Here is a 17,375-nt window from a genome sequence, read left to right as displayed (position 1 = left end):
GAAGTTCGCGTTATTTTTTCGAAGGTGGGACTTCTAATGGGAAGTTGATGTTTTTATCAATTAGCAGGTTTTTATGAGCCATCGGCCTTCCTGTTGTGATCTTAACATTAAACATTGATTCCATAGCAGCTTTTGGATCATTCTCGAAAGATTTGGCAATGTTTTGGTATTGCTCATAGGTAATACTTTTTGCACTCTTATCCCATTCGATTGATTTAGATAGATCTTTCACCTGACGGATTGATGCAAGTTCGAACCTGATTCGTCCAGTCTCATCCGCTGCTGATACGATAAGGCCTGGAAGCCCATGCAATTTCCATGGTCCCGCTTTAAATGGATATTCTGTGTCAAACCATGCTGTATATTTTCTCCCCATATATGAGGCTGTGGCCTTTTGACAAACGAGGTTGGCGATTCTTTTAGTTTCTTTCAAAATAGACCATTGTAATTTATTAAATGGCCTTTCAATAATGTAGTTTCCTAACAGACCAGTTTTTAAATAGGCTTTTTCAGGACTGAAGTAAAAATATAGCTCGTCTGAATTTGTTCTCTTTAATCCGGCAGCTCCGCCCATCATTCCTGTTAGCTTGTAGCTTGCTTGGGCAATAGAATCTTGAATGACACGGTCAAAGCTTTTGTATGCTGAGGATGTTTGGCCTACGAGAAGAACATAATTTTCAACTTTTATGCGATTAACGTCGGTTGTATCATATTGGTGCGTGAATTTGTAGACTACTTGCAAGACTACAGGTTCAGGCTTCTGGGCGAATACCTGGCTTGAAAATACGAGCCAGAGCGAAAGGATTTTAAACAGAGGAAATTTCATTATAATGATTAGTGATTGTAAAAAAGTTTCACCAACATGATAAGTTGGTGAAACATACATATTTGCGTTGACTAAGAATCGCAATCAATCATGTCATATAATTCCCAAAAATAAAAAGCATTTTGCGGCGTGATTCCCGGGCCACAATACATATACGTTGTTCCGCAGGTAGTAACGCCACCTTCACATTGTACGTCCCCGTCTTTTTTAACGGTGCTAGATTTTTTGCTGACTGCATCCGAATTTGTCGCAGCAGTCGCACTTAACCCTACCAGTAGGGCTGCGCAAATAAAAATTTTTTCATGTTTTTTGGATTAATATTGACAGGCAACATATGCCTTTTTATAATTCATCCGTACCGTGTTTTGACGGTAAACTACACCGTTAAATCACGGTAAATCAGCCATGTTTATGTAAGAATGCAAGGAATTTATTTATTATTCAAATAGCGTAATTTATTATCTCGAGCTGTTTTGAACTTAGACTTTTCTCATCGTTGAGTCTTTTAGTCACTTTATGTCTTGACGCTGCAAGTGTAACTATTTTTCCACTTTCACCTTGGCTCTTACCAAAGAAGTTCTCCAGTTTCCGCAAATTAATATAGTAGAAAGGCAAGGTTAGTTGCGGTATCGTTAAACTTAACGCGGATCAGATAGCGCAAATTACAATTAGGTTATATCTGTAATCTATTTAATACAATGGAGGGTGTTTCAATGTAATATCACTGATGTTACACCTTTGACACTTAATTCTTTCTCAAATGAATATTTAAAATCTGGTCTGCCTCACTGGACAAATTTTGTTCGAGTTTGATAACCCGCTCTTTTAAATCTTCATATTTTTCTTCGCAGGCATAATAACCTCTTCGGAATTCTCTTGCATATTTAGCTTCGTTCCAACCCCGAAATGGGTTAATAACCTCTTTCATATCATGATAACCCATAGTCCATTTTTGATAAACATTATAGAGGTAATAAATAACCGCCTGAATCGCTAATAGTGTTAATACAATTTTAAGTGTTTCCATAGCTTTTTCAATTTGTAAGGATAGAATAACAGCTAAAAAATACCACTTGTTTTTCCTGTCCCTACGGTCAGGCTTTTCACTCCATCTTTCAACCCGAAAGTATGCCATTGTAATCCCTGGCAGTTTTTTGCTTTAACATTGAAAATAATCCCCGCTCCTGCCTTTTCGCCTTTGCTGCAAAAGCATACGCTGTTTCTGTAAAGATCGGTAAATGCGTTAAGCGCATCACTCAATCTTTGCCCGTTTACCCGCTGCGCCGGGAAAACCGGTGCCCTGCCTTCACTCAGCACTTAACTCACTGCTTTTAAGGGATCTTGATCCGGGCTGCTATTTTCCAAAGAAAACGGACAAAAGCGGCGTCAAGATCGGTCTGCCCGTTCCTGCGAACGCATAATGTCATCCGCTCCGCTCCTTCCACCCTCACGGGACTTATAGTTCTCCGGCCCGCGGCTCACCGACCGTCTGTCTGACTTTCTTTTTTACCGTTTTTTCTTTTGAAAAATAGCTTTCAGGGAAGGCCTCGGGAGGAAAGGGAAACAGAAAACAAATTTTTTAACCCTTTTAATTATTTCAGAAATGGAAACAGCAGAAAAAAAAGCAGCAGCGGTACAAGGTACAGCAGGTGCAAATGGTTCAACTAACAAAACAGCTAACCGCCCAAGCCTGACAGGCACAGAGGCAAAACAAACTGGCAATGAAAAAGACCATGCAAAAGCTAAAGATCAGTCACCTGCCGCGACTGCGCAAAGCGGTGCGGGTAAGGACAGCACCACTGCGGCCGGCAGCAGCGCTGGAGTGGTTAACCAACCCCTTAACGGTCAAAGTCAGTCAGCAGGACAGGTAGCAGCGGACAAGCAGCCCGAAGCAGGACAGGCAAACGCTGCTGATAACAAAGCAGACATCAAATACATCAGGCCTGTTTTCGGTTTAGAGCAGACCCTTAAATCCGTGGAAAGCCTGCACCGCCTGAGCATCCAGCGTTTAGCCCTGATCGCACGCATCAAAACCCTTGAGGACTTCGAGGTAAAGCTGGTCGAAGAAGGTGACGAACTATCATCTAACCCTTACCATGGCTGTAAGCTCATCATCAAAGACGACAAAGGCCGTGAGTTTGTGACCAATACGCCGAACCTTATCCGCATGGTATCACAATACATCTTCGATGCCTGCAATGATAAACTGGCCGAAATCGAAGCGCACATCGTTTTCCCGAATGCCTGAGCGCTGAACAGTCCCTGCCCATCTACGGGTAGGGACTTATTTAGTTTTTGACAGCATAATACAATAAGACATGATAGAGCAATTTATAGAACTGACCGACCAGATTTATTGGGAAGGCTATGCCGCACAACTGGCTAAAGATGACCCTTACCGATTTCAGTCTGAACTAAACGACTTTATAGACACCTATCGATTTTGAATTCATGGAGGACACTATCTTTTTACTGGTCAGGGTCAGGATCAAGACCAGTTACCCGAGCATACATGACGCTATCGCCGAGGTACAAAGCCATACCACCTTTACCATCGGCAGCTCTGATAAGGTACAGGTCACCGAAGCACAACTCATTCCATTAAAAACAAAAAAGTAACAGAACTTATGGCACATCAAATCAATTTCAATGAGAAAACAGGCAAAGACAGTTTTATGTCCGTTAAGGAAAAAGCATGGCACGGCTTAGGACAGGTCATTGACCGCTACCCGACCAGCTCGGAAGCGATACAGCACGCAGGACTGGATTATATTGTAGAAAAACGGCCCCTATTCACCTATGACACGGCAAACCATACAGGCGGGGCGAGTGATGGTTTGATCATCCCTGAACTTCCCGTTCCCAATTTCTTTGCCACCGTCAGGGCATACACCGAGCAGGTACTCGGCGTGGTAGGCAACGATTACGAGGTCGTTCAGAACCGTGATGCGTTTTCCTTCTTTGACGCTATCGTCGGTGGAGGTGACGGCATCCTTTACGAAACCGCAGGGGCATTGGGCAAAGGTGAGCGGGTATTCATTACCGCTAAACTGCCTGATTACATTAAAGTAGGTAATAAAGACTGGATAGAGCAGTACTTATTCCTCACTACATCGCATGACGGCCTCGGCAGTATCACCGCAGCCTTTACCCCTGTCCGTATCGTTTGCAACAATACGCTCAATGCTGCAATGCACAACCATTCAGGCGCTGTTAAAATTCGTCATACCGCCTCCGCTGCCGAGCGGCTTAAACAGGCGCATACGCTCATGGGGATCACCAGGTCATTAGGCGGCGGGCTCGAAGGCCTGTTTAACCACTGGGCGAAAGTGCGCATCACCGATGCCGAAGTAAAAAAACTCATTCAGATCGCCATGGCGCCAAACAAAGAGGTGCTCGAAAACTTGGCACTGGGTAAACAGGAATTGCTATCTGCACATTACACCAATATCGTGGATAATGTATATGACTACGCTTTATCCAGTCAGACCCAGCAGATGGAAACGACCGCGGGAACGGTATTCGGCGCTTACAATGCCGTAACCGGTTATTTTCAAAACGTGCGCAGCTTCAAAACTGGCGAAGCCAAGTTCAGGTCGATCATGGACGGGACTGCCAAACAACGCGCGCAATCCGCATTTGACCATTGCCGTAATTTCGCCGCCTACGGCAGCGATGCACTGATCTACAATTAATGATTGATTAAGCTAAGCCCTTATCACGGGCTTAGCTTAACGAAATGTTTCGGCTTGATATAAAGCGTTAATGATTTTCAGTCTACCGGTTTTGAAATTTTAAAAATGCCCGGCGGCCCCGCCATGCGGGGCCGGGGAAAAACGCCCCCTGTTTTCTTTTAGTTCACTAACGGTTGGTGAAACAGGGGGCGGCATTTTAGAAACAAAGAAAATCAAATTAAGGATTTAGCTATCGTTTTGAAATCTTATATAATTTACCGCTATCCGTAGCTGCATAGATAGCACCATCTTTACAGGTTGTTATTGCACACCACCGATCGTTTTTATCTTCCAGTAAACGTTCTTCGAGAACATTCTCGAACGAGACCCATGCTGAACGGCAGCACTAATGCAAGGTGGAGAACAAAGAAACTGTGGAGGTTCCAAGCATGGATACCCATTTTCGTATTGCTACCTTGAAGCGGAGCGAATATGTGCTGACTTGTCAGCTACCTTTGTGTTGAGAATAGAGAATTAAGTCTCATATTACATTAACTAAAACCTCTCATATGTATATCATCGCAATTATATTGTTTGCTATCATTGTTGCCGTAATTATCATGTCCAGAAATAGGAGTAAGACTAATAACAACTCTGTTGAAATTGAGAAGAAAGGCAAAAACAACAATCCACCAAATGTTACAAGCAAAGCTGGTATTCCAGAGCCAGTCTTAAACTCAACTTTAGCACAACATCTCAAACAGTCTACAGATGATATCACTCTATCTGAACATAAAGCACCAATATATAATGCTAGTCCAGAACCTAAGACGAGTCCTTTCGAAACACTTACTGCATCGGAATTAGTTGAAAAGTTTGGTTTATATGATCCTAAACTTGACTTGCCTGATTACAAATACCCTCCAATTGATCTACTCGATACTGATCTAAACTCATCTCCTGTAAATGCTGGAGATCTTGACAATAACAAGCAGCGCATAGTAGCACTTCTTAATACCCATCGAATAAAGATTGATGCAATAAAGGCAACTGTAGGACCAACAGTTTCGATATATGAAATCACACCTGCCACTGGGGTAAGAATACAGCAAATTAAGAATTTAGAAACAGATATTGCCTTAACCCTTTCCTCAGTTGGAACCAAGGTAATAGGGCACATTCCCGGCACAAATAATATTGGTATCGAAGTGCCTCATTCTACCCCACAATTGGTTTCTATACAATCAGTGTTAGGTTCTCATACTTTTGTAGATGCATCCATGCAATTACCCATTTGTTTAGGTAAAACTATGGACAATAAAGTGTTTGTAAAAGATTTGGCTACATTGCCACACTTACTAATAGCTGGAACAACAGGGCAAGGCAAATCTGTAGCTCTAACATCAATCATAACCTCACTTCTTTATAAAAAACATCCAGCCGAACTCAAGTTTGTAATGATCGACCTCAATGGGATAGAGCTTACCCCATATTCCAGTATCGGAAATCATTTTTTAGCTAAGACATCCTCAGCAAAAAAAGCTATTGTAACAAGCCTCGATGCTGCAGAATCAAGTTTATCAAGCCTTTGTATCGAAATGGACAGAAGATACTCTCTTTTTCAAGATGCTCAAACTCGTACCATTGTAGATTACAATAAGAAGTTTGTAAATAGAACGTTAGACCCATCAAGTGGTAATAGATATCTATCTTACATAGTTATTCTGATTGATGAGTTTGCTGACCTTCAGACAACTACAAATAAATCAATAGAACAACTTGTAATTCGACTTGCTCAAAGAGGACGGTCAGTTGGTATACATTTAATCATTTCGACCCAACGCCCTTCAGTCAAAATTATCACTGGAGTCATTAAAAGTAACATTGCATCTCGCTTGGCGTTGAAAGTGATAACAGCGATAGACTCTAATACAATTTTAGATACATCTGGCGCAGAGCATTTAAATGGAAATGGTGAAGCTTTATTCTCTGATGGTATAAACATCACACATATTCAGGGAGGGTTTGTCTCTAGTGCAGAAATTGAAGCAGTCAATAGCTTTATAAATCATCAACATAGTTATGCAACCCCTATGTTACTTCCAGAATATATCGACTCTTTTGCCCCTAAACCATTTGATTCGGACGACCGCGATCCAATGTTTGAAGATGCTGCACGCCTTGTAGTTTTACATCAGCAAGGAAGTCCATCCTTAATTCAACGAAAACTTAAGCTTGGATACAACAGGGCAGGTAGAATAGTAGATCAACTAGAAGCTGCCGGTATAGTTGGACCGTTTGAAGGTAGTAAAGCTCGAGAAGTGTTATACCCTGATGAATACTCATTAGAAAGGTATTTGGAAGGGCTTAATTAAACAAATCGTTAACAAGTCATAACTATGAAACGTAGATTAATATCTTCACTTGTTGTCCTATCGACATTAACAATCTCATGGGACCGCGAAGGTCACAGTATAGTTGGTCTAATAGCGGAACGACATCTTACTCCCCAGGCTAAAGCAGCAATTAAAGAGTTGCTCAATGGCCAATCATTATCAGAAGTTGCAAGCTGGGCAGACGAGGTTCGTAACCAACCTCAATATAAATACAGCGCACCTCAACACTTCGCAAACTTTCCCGGCGGTCTGACTTATAAACAGTTCATTGACTATGCTAATGGTGGTGATATAGGACCTAATGTAATTTTCGCTATACCAATGACAGAAGCACCTTAATGTCTTCTGCTACGCCATTTGAACAAAAAGTTGACGCCCTGAAATTCTTAGTGCATTACATTGGCGGTATTCATCAACCAATGCACATCTCACATAAAGAAGATAAAGGTGGAAACACTATCCAGCTGCAATTTGATGGTAAAGGAACTAATCTGCATTCTCTTTGGGACAGTAAGCTTATCGATAAGCAAGGGTTAACACCAGCAGATTGCAGACAAGGTAAATCATGTTAGCCTATCACAGAGTCACAAATGGCTGCAAACATCAATCAATCAATGGGCATGGGAAAGTTACCAGATTAGCGAGAAGTTATATGCAGAGGTTGCCGCTAATAATATGTTGAACGAAAATTATTACGTTAATCATATTGATATTGTTGACACTCGTTTGGAACAAGCCGGCTTGCGTTTAGCCAATGAACTTAACAGAATATTTAAGGATGGATTCCCTGATGCCCATGTTATAGCTGAAGCGCCTATAACTAACGATGGAGTCAAACCAGGGTATCAACCTCAAACTAAACTTTCAGACGTTACAAATCATGTCGGCTAGGTAATAGTAGTGCAAGGTAGTATAGCTGATTATAAAGACTTTAATAATATGATCTTAATAATCTTGGCGCTCCGTTCCCAAATCAATTACTAACGATAGTGGCTAAAGGCGAAGCACACGCTAAAGCCAAGAAGCGCTATCTGATTGATGAGTTCTTCCACCCGATAATTGATGGCCGACCAACTAACGCAAAGAATGAACTTTCAGTCAAGGGTAAAGTCATCCTGTATAAAGGAAAGCCAGAGATTGAGGTTAGTGATTCTAAGCTTATAAACACCGCGACAATTCTAACAATCGTTGAACCATAGACTAAACATTCACCATGGGTATATACGAGTTTATGGCACTAAGCTTCAATGAACAAGCCGAGGCGACATGGTAACGTCCACTTGTATTTGAGAATCAATTTGCCTGAATCTATCGACATAATCATATTAGAGTTATAACCTATGCCCTTAGAATTTGATGCGTTTTTAATTCATAGTAACTTGTTTGCATTTCTGCTGAAGTAGTTGTCAATGAGAATCTTGCAATATTTGAATCGTACTTATCTATATTCGATTCTATAGGTACATCAACATCTAGATGAGACGCAGTAGCAAATACATAAATTGGTTTTCTAGTTAAAAACAACTCAAAAAATTCTTCTTGAGAATAATTATTGGTGCTCCTTCCCTTGGCTTTAAGTCCATTATAAAGCTTATCGAAGAAGACTTTTTGTTTGCTCGAAATTGCCTCTGTTAACCTACGCGCGCTTATCAATATTTGATTTGTTAGCTCTCTTACCCTAGCGGTGAAGCTATGTTTGACATGAATTAGATAAATTTCGACATCAGTTATGAAAAGTATATCGCATAGTTCAACTCCATCAGCGATAATCCTGTCAAGGACTATATAATTAGGTCTCCCATTGTAAAGCATGTTGTAAATTTCCTCATTACTGAACAGTTTTCTTGCAACATCATAAGTCCACGGTTCATCAATTATAGTTGATGTAAGTTTCGAATTTTTAAGTACACGCTCAGTTTGATTTTTCAGACTTTCAATAAATGATTCTTTTAGAATGTACCACTTCCCATCTACCAAAAAAACAGATTCACCGTTGAAAGTGAATTCTGCATTAAAATGATACATAAAACCTGACGACGCCACTGATTTTTTACCAATGCAGGCATGTATATTTACACTATAAAGATAGTTGATAAGTCCTGATTGATTATTGCCGTAGATGGTATAAGCTTTCTCTAGTACCGTTTTGAAGATTTCGTTTTTATTAAAAACTGTTGCAAAAAGTCCATCCTTTCTTTTATTTGTTTCAGAAGGTTCAACTAGCTCATAATGCTCAGCTTCGTAAAACTCTTCTATCTTATTAGGGTTACAAAATTCAAACTCGAAGATATCTCTCGGATCATTACTTTGATTGATAATATAAGCAATATTGTTATAAACTTTCTCATTTAAAAGCTTTTTCAATTCAGTCAAGACAAACTTGTCTGTGATGTTTAAATAAGAGCTTAGAAGCTCTTTGGGCGCCAAGCTTGTTATAATGTTCAACTCAATCGAGAGTCTATGTAATAGGTCAAAGTCAACATCTTTCGATATTTTAAACCCGCGACCAGCAGTTATTTGCAATCTTTCAGTCGACTTGTTAAGTAAGAATTCAAAATGAGTTAAACTAGTTTCATTAGCTAGTTTTATATGAAGCTCTTTTGGTACTTTACCAAATTCAAGATAGTTAATCATCCTGTAGTCGTCACGATACTGTTCACTGATACCGGCTCTTTGACCAGCGATTGTTCTAGACTTAGTCGACACAGCTTCGTCTTTTTCTAATGAAATAATTCTATCATAAGTTGTAAGGCCAAACAAGTGATCAATAAAGGTCGCGATTAAAAGATAACCAGTTCCGCCAAATATCGCTAACAACTCATGATCAGTTTCCATGAACAGAATAAGGTTAACTTTCGTTTGCTTAAATGATTCATCGCCTTTGAGTTCACTTGGAAGAAAGTCTGCCCAATCAGATTCTTTGTCATCAACAGTGTATGTATAAAGATAATATTGTATATCCTCTTTTTTGTAGGCCGTAATGTTTAAAAATGAAGCATCAAAAGCTTTATCTCTTTTTGTATGAGACTCTATAAGCATTTGAAGAATTATTGAGTGAGAGTCTTCTAAGCCTACAAGTTTACTATGGGTGCGATCAATTCTGAAAACGGTTGGTATCATAAAGATATTTGATTGTGATATTGACAATCTGCGCGTTTAGGTAAGGCATTGTATATCAGACTTAAAATTCAACCTAAACAATGATACATAAATAATTTTAATCATATTAATTTTTCGATTTATCGAGCCGTACAAACCAATGCAGAAAAACGAAGTGGGTTGCGAGTTGGTGGTTATTGCCTGGGCTTTGAATAGAGATTATATCTACCTTTTAGATCATCAATGAGTCTAGATATATCTAACTCAAGACTATCGAAATCGTTGTGAATTGTGCTCAACGGTATTGCATCTGTAAAGAATACATCATTTATCGCCAAGTAGAGTTGTAAACCTATTCCTTTTGTTAGGTTAAGAAACATTCTATCATCGTCAGAAAGGTTGCATTGCTTGGTTATTCGTTTGAGCCGTTCATCTGAATCAGGATGCATTTTACCTCCTCTCACGTCTCCGTTATGTGCGCTTAAAATAGATGTCAAATGTGCTACAATTGCGCCAAGGAACCTACCAAAAGCCTGATCTGTATTCTTATTAGTTCTTGTTATACACATCAAAGCGAAGTCGTCAGCTTGAAGTTCCATATTACGTGACCGTCGACGGTCTTCATGAGACATCTTGTAGCCTTCTGATTTAACCATCTTAATAAATTCTAAAGAATTAGAATGAAGAATTAAGTGCGCTAATTCATGATATAAAACATAAGATAATGTATATGTGGTTAAAGCATTCGCCTGAATGGCAAGTGCAAGTTCGTCAACAGGACTTACCATATCCTTAGGCCATACTTTTAGTCCTGAGACAAGCGATTGTCCCCAGTTGAAAACCTTCTTCATTTCAACATAATCGTCCCTATGATCGAATTTCAAAACTTGCACATTTTCATTAGAAGTTTCAGTGGCAAGGATGCTCACTCCAAGTAAGAAATAAGAACAACACCAAACAAAACCTAGATATGCTTGATTTACCATAATGGTTTTCGTAAGCAAATTGACATTTGGAAAAGCAAAGTTTTGACTATAACTATCGATGCCAATAGAAATTTTATTTTCTCGAATGTACTTAATCGTTAACGGTGGTAATCCATCCGCATCTGACTCGAAAGATCTTTTAAGGTTGTTATACAAACGCTCATATGGATCAGTGACGAGTTCTTGTGTTATCATATTCTTATGATCGATAGTATTAAATACTCACGTTGCGTTACTATTGGAGCTTTGATATTCCATACTTTCGAATAGAAAGTCTGCAATCGCTAAAGAAAGGTTAACAGCAAGCCTGGCATGATGCTTACGAGTTTTGAATTTAGTAGCATGACGATCAGAAGCATTGTTGCTAAGACCTGCGAAGCCCTTAACCGCTGTATCAATACCACCAAGTATTTGAAATATGCTTTCAGGTAGATCCGTCTTGTCTTTCAGGTCAAGCTTAAGAGCTTTCTTAGTTCTTGCCCATAGGCTATCTACGTTGCCGTCATTTCTAACTTCAATGGCTTCCTTCTTCTCTATGATATCGATACATACTGCTTCAATCAGACTTCTAGCGTTAGTTATTGCTCCACTATAATCACCGTTATTCACCTTCTCAGTAGCTTTAATTATTTGATCAAAGATGAATCTATGATCGATTGCCACTGCTATCTTAGATTCTACTGCGGCTATCTGAGTTCCTTTAATAATAACTTTGTCATTCTCTAAAACAACCATATACCCATCAAACTTTAGAATGTTGTTGACTGCATGTATTGCATGTTCAAAACTTACTTTAGCAAACAGATATCGTCTGGAATCTAGCACATCTATGAGTACATCTTCTAATATGGTTGTTCCATTAAGGCTTTTAACTTTCTCTTCAGTGTAAACCCATCTAGATGGAAATCCTGATTCATAATTATCCTGAAATCCATAACGCCTAAAGAACTCGACAAGTGTTGTTCCAGTCATGTAGGGTGCTTCATTGGTGTCACCACAAATAAACTTTGCAAGCGGATTAATAACCAATGCAGAGATGTTCATCTTTAATTAAAATTGTTAGTTTGATAAAGATACATAAACTCTGCGAGCGTGATGCGAGTAGAGCAAATGGTCTGTGAAGAGAAAGCTACAAAGCTGATTCACAGAATGCTTCACAAAGGCTTGGCCGCAGCTTTTGACTTATAAGGCATGTGGTGGCAACAGAAGGTGTGACAAGGCTGAAGCCATTTGCGAGGAAGCAGGCGAGCTAAAATTATGATGAGCGATTACATTTACATATCATGATCGTTGCAAGTTCACCTGGTTGCCAAACCAAGTGATAAACGCAGCACAAGGGAAAGGTTTGTAAATGCAGAGAAAGCGAATATGAAGCAACGTCATTTGCGGGAGCAAAGCTTATGAAAGGTTGCTATGGAATGGAAAGCGCACATTTTATTTACAGGGTGTCTAATATGAAGTTAAGTAAATAAAAAATGTGCATGAGTACTGGGATTGCAGTTAAGTAAGACGTGCCGGCAGGATTAACGAAGCTTAACCACACCTGGCGTTAGCTTTGTTGCATTTAAGGAGCGTAATGCTATTGTACCATGTAGGATATGGCCTTTGCGACACGGCCACAGGCAAAGCTATTCATTCCCTGTAAACAGCTTCTTTGGGATTGAATAGCATAGGCTTGCGGTAATGGAATTATACTGCTGATTAATAAGCGCCTTCCGGTATCGGCTCTGCAATCAGTATTGTACCTGAACAATCTAAATAAGTGCAAAGCATGTTGTTTGTGTCAATAATCCATTTTTCAACTCCCGCATCTGCAACCTGCTTACAAAACGTCATAAAGTCTGTCTGTCCCTGCTGATGGATTGATATAGCGTGCTCAACGTCTTGAATCGATGACGCTTTCGCGATACGTAACGCTGGATAAATGGCTTCCCCTTTTATGCAATATCCCCCTTGTGAGTAATAGTTAGTCGAACCATCACTTACAATAAATTCATATGTTGCTAAACCTAATTTCTTAATCTCTTGGATGTAATTTGGAAAATCTGCACCAGTTTTAACCCTTGCATGGGCCGCTTTTAATTCTTCTAATGTGAACATGTTGTGTTTGTTATGTCCAGCGAAGGTAGTCTGTCTCGTTATGGCACGATTGTAAAAAATCGTTTTTCAATCAGCCTTTCTGTACTGTTTGTAATACTGTTGTGGCGTTAAGGATGTAAACTTCTTGAACTGGTGTATGAAGTGGGACTGGTCGTAGAAGTCTAAAAGGTAATCTGCCTTTTGCTTATCATTGATCTCTAAAGCCTGGAGCATACGTTTCATTCTAACTATTGTCGCATACTTCTTCGGCGTTGTTCCAACGATCGCCCTGAATCGTTTCTCAAGCGGACTTAAACTTGTATTAAGTTGTCTAGCCATAGCTTCAATACGGATAGTGCCTTGTGAATTGTCGATCAGATCAATAGCAGCCTCAACCAATTTGTCTGCTTCCCTGCCGGTCATATTCGTTAGTAGGAACTGCTCTATACAAGCAAGTCGCTGAACGTCGCCGCTACTCTCCAATAGCTGTTCCTGAACAAGACTTAAATGATAGTCCTTAACCAGATCATTCAAGGATAGACTTTGTGAATACAACTTTTGCAATGGCTCAGCTATGAACTGACTTGCGCCAGCTTCGTTGAAAACTACTAATATGGAACGTGTATCGGAAACATTCTTAAAGACTCTGCATGCATCAAGTATACCAGTAATGCCATTTTGTGCCAATGGTCGCTGGACGTCACCTTCGACATGACTTAGTGCGCCCCGATATTGAAATCCCATGACCAGCGAGGTATCTGGCAACACATTGTAAGATTGCTCGCTTTCATTCTCAGAGATAGCAAAGTGCTTAACGTATGGTGCCAATCTTGCACACGGCTTTACAAGTTCGTATCGCATGTTCTGTGTTGACCAAAGATACTGATAGTAAAATAAATATAGCTTGCCTTATCCTGTTGTAGCAATAGAAAGTGGAGAGGCAAGTAGGCTTATGGATTATTTTAATACCTTCAATAAACGCATCAAGTCACCATGTCTTACTTAGCAAATGTCGCCTTGATTATTCTTGTTACAGCAACTTATATGGCTATTGGTAAACATAGCTTTATAAGTTACGCATTGTTCTATGGTTCTTACCTCATGATTTATCAAGGCATCAATTACTGGATACGCGGCAATCGTCAAGCGAACGAAGACTTCACTGATTATGATAGAGCATTGAATTCTTTTGCTAAAGACAAGTTCGGGTGATGTCAATTTTTCCAGTGTAAGATTCCGGGAATAGAATTCAGATACAGCCGAGTTTATAAAGAATGGTTGATGTTTAATGAAAACCCGTATGTAAAAGTGATCGATGATTAATGAAGAAAATATTAACGGATTTTGGTTCTTACCCGAATTTCCTGATTAGCATTTTAACGGACAGCTATTCTTTGGCTCGAATGCTTCCCCAAGACTATTACTGTCTTCGGCTCCCAACATGGATTTCTCCAACTTTTCTTTGAACTGCCGGTTATACCATTTGGTGTACGTATACAAAGGGACAGCCCCTGAGCCTTTTCGGTTGTAACCGGCTTAAAATCAGCTCTTTTGGAGCGGCATACAAACCGCTAATTTTATGCTGCATAAATCGTCTTTGGAACCTATATTTCCAGCGGTGAAAACGAGTTTTTTGAAAGTATACACATTCTTTTGACGGTTTGGAGGATTGGGTAAACATCTGGGACATAGCTTGAATATGAGGCCAAAAGATGCCTACCAGTGAGCTATAAAAACCAGATGATATCGCCTTTAAAATCAATGACAATATCAACAGTACGATTAGCTTCTGGAACAATTTTCCTCAGATCAATGTTCGTGAAACAGAAATTGCGCAGGACACGCTTTTCGGCTTAACTATTTTCATCTGGTAAGCATTACGACCATCATTCAAAATGTCTGGCACCTCCAGCAATTGATCACACTTCTTATGTTTGAACAAATTGGTGTTAAATTGATATATGCACAGGCAAACGACAGAGAATACCGAATCTTTTATCGTCAGTGCCAACACGATAAAGAAGACAATGGTCGCAATTTATTTTTTCTACCTGGCCGGGCTCTACAGTAAAGAACAGATAGCCTTTTATTCCCAAATGATTATCTCGTTCTTGAAATAATGATTTTAGGTTGATTATTACAACTCATCAAATTTAAAACCAATTCGTTTTCGAGATTTTTGAACTTTTTTGCTCTCAATCAGCTCATCTAAATAAACAAATACAATTTTCATATTTTTATCCTGATTATCCAATTTGGTTTTAATTTTCTCAATTTCTAAGCGCAGTTCAGTGTTATCGAAAATCATTAGACGTATACGGGTAAATATTCTCATTACCTGTATATTCACTTGAATAACTTGTTTACTGGTTAACACGCTGGATAACAATAACACGCCATGTTCAGTAAACACTTAGGGCAGTTTTTTTATGCCCTCCCTCTTTAATGTCGCACTTTGCGACATCAAACCTTCAAACTCTTTTTCATTTGACCTGAACATAAAATCGTCGGAGTACCGATCAGTATTCCTTGCAACCTGTTCATTTAATCTTCTCGTTTCCACACCGTACAATTCTGCCAAGTCGCTATCTAATATTACCTTCTGACCTCCTATGAAAAAGATTTTGTTCATGATGATCTCGTATGGAGTTGTTGGTATAGTAGTTATTATTTCTTATTTAAGTGTTTTGGAAAAAATTAGGATTGCAAATTGTTATCACATATTTACTCAAACGCCATTTAGTTGCCCAACTTTATTAAATAATTTGCTTTCGAGGTCAGCCATATTATTACTGATTTTAAGTTTAGTAATCTTGGCATATATTTGAGTTGTTCGTAAGTCTTTATGACCAAGCATCTTACTAACTGTTTCGATCGGCACGTCGTTCTCAAGTGTAACTGTTGTAGCAAAAGTGTGTCGGGCAGTATGGGTTGTTAAATGTTTATTGATGTTACAGATGTTAGCAACTTCTTTCAGATATGAATTATAGCGTTGGTTACAATTAACAGGAAGCAACTTGTTGTTATCGGTGCAATAAGGATGGCTTTTATATTTCTCAATAATTTCCAATGCAATTGGCAAAAGTGGCACGGTTTCTTCAGAACCTGTTTTGGCTCTTTCTTTTGTAATCCAAAATCTTCCATTTAAGCCTCGAAAAATATTTCCTGGTTCGAGGTTATAAACTGTTTCATAGGCATAACCCGTAAAGCAACAGAATATATAGGCATCCCTTACCTCTGAAAGCCGGTCGTTAGGAATATGCTTGTTATACATGGAAATTATTTCATGCATTTCTAAATATTCCCTGTCCGGGTCATTATAAGGGCACTTGAAACCATTGATCGGACTATGCTTAATCCATCCCTTGTCAACAGCTTTTTTAACAACTTGCTTTAGGGTCTTAACGTACTTAAACGCTGCATTATCGTCAATGTCTTGCATGATCAAATAATGGTAAAAGTCTGCCGCGGTTGAATACTGAATATCATCCAAATTTATATCCGTGTGTTTATATTTTTTACCTAGGAAGTCAATCACCTTGTTTCTTAATCGCTCGTAACGCTTTAAAGTGCCTATTGACCCTTTACCCTTTGAAATACGCTCTTCAAACTCTCCGTTGTGGGCATCGAAAGCCTTCATCAGAGTATGCTTAGTTGCTTGTTTTGGCATGTAAAGTTCCTTAACCATTGCAGCCGTAGTGATATTATTTGTCACCGATAATTGGTTGTAGCATTTTTCTATGTCAGCTCTAGTCTTTGTTATATAGCTGTTAATGAGATTGGCGTCCGGACATGCTTTCGCAACTTTTTCAAGCTTATCATTCCAATACTCTGGAAGCAGTTTTTTACCCGAAGAAAAATTGTCCCGCCTGCCTTTAACCGTAATTCTAACATAGATGGGCACTTTGCCATCTTTCGTTCCTTTCTCGTGTTTAAGCCAAAATAAAATTGACAGATCTTCATTTACTTTCATAACCATTTCCTTTTTTGTGATACATGGCCCAATAAACTGTAAATCAAACAGATACATATTAAAGTCAGATTGATTCGGTACTCAAATTTCTGAAAAAACAAATGAGTACCGAATAGAGTACCTTTTTGGTTGTATTCGGTTGTGCTTACTTGTATTGAAATATTTGAGAAAATTGCGTTTTAACGCAAAAAAGGCCTCTTTTTCAAGAAGCCTTTATTACTTTGATGATCTTTCCGTGATCCCGCTGGGACTCGAACCCAGGACCCCAACATTAAAAGTGTTATGCTCTACCGGCTGAGCTACGGAATCATTTATCGTTTCCGATAAAGTGGTGCAAATATA

Annotated in this window: 21 protein-coding genes, 1 tRNA gene and 1 pseudogene; 10 read left to right on the top strand and 13 right to left on the bottom strand. The window is 39.3% G+C overall.

The window, feature by feature from the left end; genetic code table 11:
• Positions 1 to 10: 10 nt before the first annotated feature.
• From GO620_RS01395 to GO620_RS01385, 3 genes are all read right to left on the bottom strand, one after another.
• Positions 11 to 826, bottom strand: a complete 816-nt coding sequence (locus GO620_RS01395; RefSeq protein ID WP_198173478.1) for a GLPGLI family protein — start codon at positions 824 to 826, stop codon at positions 11 to 13.
• 745 nt (positions 827 to 1,571) lie between these two features.
• A complete protein-coding gene (locus GO620_RS01390) occupies positions 1,572 to 1,853 on the bottom strand; it encodes a hypothetical protein (protein WP_157523007.1) in 282 nt (93 codons plus the stop codon).
• Between the two features lie 32 nt (positions 1,854 to 1,885).
• The gene (locus GO620_RS01385; protein WP_157523010.1) at positions 1,886 to 2,143 is read right to left on the bottom strand and encodes a hypothetical protein; all 258 of its coding nucleotides are present in this window, start codon (positions 2,141 to 2,143) and stop codon (positions 1,886 to 1,888) included.
• A 286-nt stretch (positions 2,144 to 2,429) separates the two neighbouring features.
• On the opposite strand from GO620_RS01385, the gene GO620_RS01380 reads away from it, so the two are divergent.
• The 9 genes from GO620_RS01380 (at position 2,430) to GO620_RS01345 (ending at position 8,095) form a co-directional block, all read left to right on the top strand.
• Complete coding sequence (locus GO620_RS01380) at positions 2,430 to 3,074, top strand: hypothetical protein (protein WP_157523013.1); 645 nt, start codon at positions 2,430 to 2,432, stop codon at positions 3,072 to 3,074.
• A gap of 70 nt (positions 3,075 to 3,144) precedes the next feature.
• A complete protein-coding gene (locus GO620_RS17275) occupies positions 3,145 to 3,273 on the top strand; it encodes a hypothetical protein (RefSeq protein WP_262895022.1) in 129 nt (42 codons plus the stop codon).
• A 4-nt stretch (positions 3,274 to 3,277) separates the two neighbouring features.
• Positions 3,278 to 3,445 carry a hypothetical protein gene (locus tag GO620_RS01375; RefSeq protein WP_198173479.1) on the top strand — a complete coding sequence of 56 codons (168 nt, stop codon included), beginning with the start codon at positions 3,278 to 3,280 and terminating at the stop codon, positions 3,443 to 3,445.
• A gap of 8 nt (positions 3,446 to 3,453) precedes the next feature.
• Positions 3,454 to 4,521 (top strand): DUF932 domain-containing protein, encoded by a 1,068-nt coding sequence (locus GO620_RS01370; RefSeq protein ID WP_157523016.1) that lies wholly within the window; start codon positions 3,454 to 3,456, stop codon positions 4,519 to 4,521.
• Positions 4,522 to 5,069: 548 nt separating this feature from the next.
• Complete coding sequence (locus GO620_RS01365; RefSeq protein ID WP_157523019.1) at positions 5,070 to 6,875, top strand: DNA translocase FtsK; 1,806 nt, start codon at positions 5,070 to 5,072, stop codon at positions 6,873 to 6,875.
• Positions 6,876 to 6,899: 24 nt separating this feature from the next.
• The gene (locus GO620_RS17270; protein WP_157523022.1) at positions 6,900 to 7,235 is read left to right on the top strand and encodes a S1/P1 nuclease; all 336 of its coding nucleotides are present in this window, start codon (positions 6,900 to 6,902) and stop codon (positions 7,233 to 7,235) included.
• Complete coding sequence (locus tag GO620_RS17265) at positions 7,235 to 7,468, top strand: S1/P1 nuclease (RefSeq protein ID WP_157523025.1); 234 nt, start codon at positions 7,235 to 7,237, stop codon at positions 7,466 to 7,468. The genes GO620_RS17270 and GO620_RS17265 overlap by 1 nt, the downstream gene beginning before the upstream one ends.
• A complete protein-coding gene (locus GO620_RS17260; protein ID WP_200230918.1) occupies positions 7,443 to 7,787 on the top strand; it encodes a S1/P1 nuclease in 345 nt (114 codons plus the stop codon). The genes GO620_RS17265 and GO620_RS17260 overlap by 26 nt, the downstream gene beginning before the upstream one ends.
• Positions 7,788 to 7,885: 98 nt before the next feature.
• The gene (locus tag GO620_RS01345) at positions 7,886 to 8,095 is read left to right on the top strand and encodes a hypothetical protein (RefSeq protein WP_157523030.1); all 210 of its coding nucleotides are present in this window, start codon (positions 7,886 to 7,888) and stop codon (positions 8,093 to 8,095) included.
• 139 nt (positions 8,096 to 8,234) lie between these two features.
• Here the strand turns inward: GO620_RS01345 and GO620_RS01340 are convergent, their stop codons facing one another.
• The 6 genes and pseudogenes from GO620_RS01340 to GO620_RS17410 form a co-directional block, all read right to left on the bottom strand.
• Positions 8,235 to 10,016: a DUF6119 family protein gene (locus GO620_RS01340; protein ID WP_157523033.1), complete on the bottom strand. Its 1,782-nt coding sequence runs from the start codon at positions 10,014 to 10,016 to the stop codon at positions 8,235 to 8,237.
• Between the two features lie 173 nt (positions 10,017 to 10,189).
• Positions 10,190 to 11,176, bottom strand: coding sequence for a phage exclusion protein Lit family protein (locus GO620_RS01335; RefSeq protein WP_157523036.1), 987 nt, complete (start codon positions 11,174 to 11,176; stop codon positions 10,190 to 10,192).
• Positions 11,177 to 11,203: 27 nt separating this feature from the next.
• Positions 11,204 to 12,025: an abortive infection family protein gene (locus GO620_RS01330; RefSeq protein WP_157523039.1), complete on the bottom strand. Its 822-nt coding sequence runs from the start codon at positions 12,023 to 12,025 to the stop codon at positions 11,204 to 11,206.
• A gap of 657 nt (positions 12,026 to 12,682) precedes the next feature.
• The gene (locus tag GO620_RS01325; protein WP_157523042.1) at positions 12,683 to 13,081 is read right to left on the bottom strand and encodes a DUF1398 domain-containing protein; all 399 of its coding nucleotides are present in this window, start codon (positions 13,079 to 13,081) and stop codon (positions 12,683 to 12,685) included.
• 66 nt (positions 13,082 to 13,147) lie between these two features.
• A complete protein-coding gene (locus tag GO620_RS01320) occupies positions 13,148 to 13,594 on the bottom strand; it encodes a helix-turn-helix domain-containing protein (RefSeq protein ID WP_198173480.1) in 447 nt (148 codons plus the stop codon).
• Between the two features lie 63 nt (positions 13,595 to 13,657).
• Positions 13,658 to 13,921: pseudogene (locus tag GO620_RS17410) on the bottom strand (DUF6597 domain-containing transcriptional factor); the annotation flags it as partial.
• A 132-nt stretch (positions 13,922 to 14,053) separates the two neighbouring features.
• Between GO620_RS17410 and GO620_RS01315 the strand changes: the two are divergent.
• On the top strand, positions 14,054 to 14,272 hold the full coding sequence (locus GO620_RS01315) for a hypothetical protein (protein WP_157523049.1): 219 nt from the start codon (positions 14,054 to 14,056) through the stop codon (positions 14,270 to 14,272).
• Positions 14,273 to 15,197: 925 nt separating this feature from the next.
• Here GO620_RS01315 and GO620_RS17165 read toward each other — a convergent pair.
• From GO620_RS17165 to GO620_RS01300, 4 genes are all read right to left on the bottom strand, one after another.
• A complete protein-coding gene (locus GO620_RS17165) occupies positions 15,198 to 15,473 on the bottom strand; it encodes a hypothetical protein (RefSeq protein WP_244139445.1) in 276 nt (91 codons plus the stop codon).
• Positions 15,474 to 15,692: an ORF6N domain-containing protein gene (locus tag GO620_RS17160; protein ID WP_244139444.1), complete on the bottom strand. Its 219-nt coding sequence runs from the start codon at positions 15,690 to 15,692 to the stop codon at positions 15,474 to 15,476. It lies immediately after the preceding gene.
• 96 nt (positions 15,693 to 15,788) lie between these two features.
• On the bottom strand, positions 15,789 to 17,033 hold the full coding sequence (locus GO620_RS01305; protein WP_198173481.1) for a site-specific integrase: 1,245 nt from the start codon (positions 17,031 to 17,033) through the stop codon (positions 15,789 to 15,791).
• Positions 17,034 to 17,269: 236 nt separating this feature from the next.
• Positions 17,270 to 17,342 (bottom strand) — tRNA-Lys (locus GO620_RS01300).
• Between the last annotated feature and the right edge of the window lie 33 nt (positions 17,343 to 17,375).

Origin of the sequence: Mucilaginibacter ginkgonis (assembly GCF_009754905.2) — a bacterium.
Classification (GTDB): Bacteria; Bacteroidota; Bacteroidia; order Sphingobacteriales; family Sphingobacteriaceae; genus Mucilaginibacter; species Mucilaginibacter ginkgonis.
Note: the sequence above shows the minus strand (reverse complement) of the source record. Positions and strands in the feature narration are given on the sequence as shown.

What these genes read in the sequence shown, in the direction of transcription:
- GO620_RS01395 (WP_198173478.1), bottom strand. Translation starts at nt 826, where the DNA reads ATGAAATTTCCTCTGTTTAAAATCCTTTCGCTCTGGCTCGTATTTTCA.
- GO620_RS01390 (WP_157523007.1), bottom strand. Translation starts at nt 1,853, where the DNA reads ATGGAAACACTTAAAATTGTATTAACACTATTAGCGATTCAGGCGGTT.
- GO620_RS01380 (WP_157523013.1), top strand. Translation starts at nt 2,430, where the DNA reads ATGGAAACAGCAGAAAAAAAAGCAGCAGCGGTACAAGGTACAGCAGGT.
- GO620_RS17275 (WP_262895022.1), top strand. Translation starts at nt 3,145, where the DNA reads ATGATAGAGCAATTTATAGAACTGACCGACCAGATTTATTGGGAAGGC.
- GO620_RS01375 (WP_198173479.1), top strand. Translation starts at nt 3,278, where the DNA reads ATGGAGGACACTATCTTTTTACTGGTCAGGGTCAGGATCAAGACCAGT.
- GO620_RS01370 (WP_157523016.1), top strand. Translation starts at nt 3,454, where the DNA reads ATGGCACATCAAATCAATTTCAATGAGAAAACAGGCAAAGACAGTTTT.
- GO620_RS01365 (WP_157523019.1), top strand. Translation starts at nt 5,070, where the DNA reads ATGTATATCATCGCAATTATATTGTTTGCTATCATTGTTGCCGTAATT.
- GO620_RS17270 (WP_157523022.1), top strand. Translation starts at nt 6,900, where the DNA reads ATGAAACGTAGATTAATATCTTCACTTGTTGTCCTATCGACATTAACA.
- GO620_RS17265 (WP_157523025.1), top strand. Translation starts at nt 7,235, where the DNA reads ATGTCTTCTGCTACGCCATTTGAACAAAAAGTTGACGCCCTGAAATTC.
- GO620_RS01340 (WP_157523033.1), bottom strand. Translation starts at nt 10,016, where the DNA reads ATGATACCAACCGTTTTCAGAATTGATCGCACCCATAGTAAACTTGTA.
- GO620_RS01335 (WP_157523036.1), bottom strand. Translation starts at nt 11,176, where the DNA reads ATGATAACACAAGAACTCGTCACTGATCCATATGAGCGTTTGTATAAC.
- GO620_RS01330 (WP_157523039.1), bottom strand. Translation starts at nt 12,025, where the DNA reads ATGAACATCTCTGCATTGGTTATTAATCCGCTTGCAAAGTTTATTTGT.
- GO620_RS01325 (WP_157523042.1), bottom strand. Translation starts at nt 13,081, where the DNA reads ATGTTCACATTAGAAGAATTAAAAGCGGCCCATGCAAGGGTTAAAACT.
- GO620_RS01315 (WP_157523049.1), top strand. Translation starts at nt 14,054, where the DNA reads ATGTCTTACTTAGCAAATGTCGCCTTGATTATTCTTGTTACAGCAACT.
- GO620_RS17160 (WP_244139444.1), bottom strand. Translation starts at nt 15,692, where the DNA reads ATGAACAAAATCTTTTTCATAGGAGGTCAGAAGGTAATATTAGATAGC.
- GO620_RS01305 (WP_198173481.1), bottom strand. Translation starts at nt 17,033, where the DNA reads ATGAAAGTAAATGAAGATCTGTCAATTTTATTTTGGCTTAAACACGAG.